The sequence below is a fragment of the Nitrosomonas supralitoralis genome (assembly GCF_003011925.2).
Lineage (GTDB): Bacteria > Pseudomonadota > Gammaproteobacteria > Burkholderiales > Nitrosomonadaceae > Nitrosomonas > Nitrosomonas supralitoralis.
Window position 1 is genome coordinate 1 of record NZ_PXXU01000191.1, and the last position, 537, is coordinate 537.

The window sequence follows — 537 nt, forward strand, 5'->3', positions numbered from 1 at the left end:
TCGGTTTGGGCGCCGTGCTGATAATACCCAGAGTCTTCATCATGGATGCCGCTTTCTTGCGCCCTATCAGTATTCCCTGACGCAAAAACCACGTGGCGTAGCTGCGTGAACCATATTGTGGTGTTTTTAGGTATTGCTCGTCCATTTTTCGTAGCAAAACCAGCTCAGCATCACTTGCCGGTTGAGGCTGATAATAGTAAGTTGAACGTGCCAAACCCACTAAATGGCATTGGCGGATATAACTCAGTTTGTCGTGGCGCTCAATCATCATTTTGCGTTCCGCCGCACTTAATGATCGAGCTTTCTGGCTAAAAAATCGCGTTCCACCGTCAGTTGCCCGATAACACGGTGTAAATTATCTGTGGTTTGTCCGTTCTCTTTGCTTGAACTGTTGCTTCTGGAAAACAAATCAGCTGCTTGTTCAATGAGCTGCCGTTTCCAGCTATTGATCTGTGTGGGATGTATCCCATAACGTGCTGCCAGTTGGGGTATGGTTTCGTCCTCCCGTATCGCTGACAGCGCTATTTTTGCCTTGAA

General features: G+C 47.7%; 2 protein-coding genes. Both read right to left on the reverse strand.

The window, feature by feature from the left end:
• Positions 1-271 (reverse strand): IS3 family transposase (locus tag C7H79_RS17375; protein ID WP_508278637.1); only part of this gene is annotated, 271 nt, incomplete at its 3' end.
• A 17-nt stretch (positions 272-288) separates the two neighbouring features.
• The coding region (locus C7H79_RS17380) for a helix-turn-helix domain-containing protein (RefSeq protein WP_147383672.1) at positions 289-537 on the reverse strand (249 nt) is incomplete at its 5' end.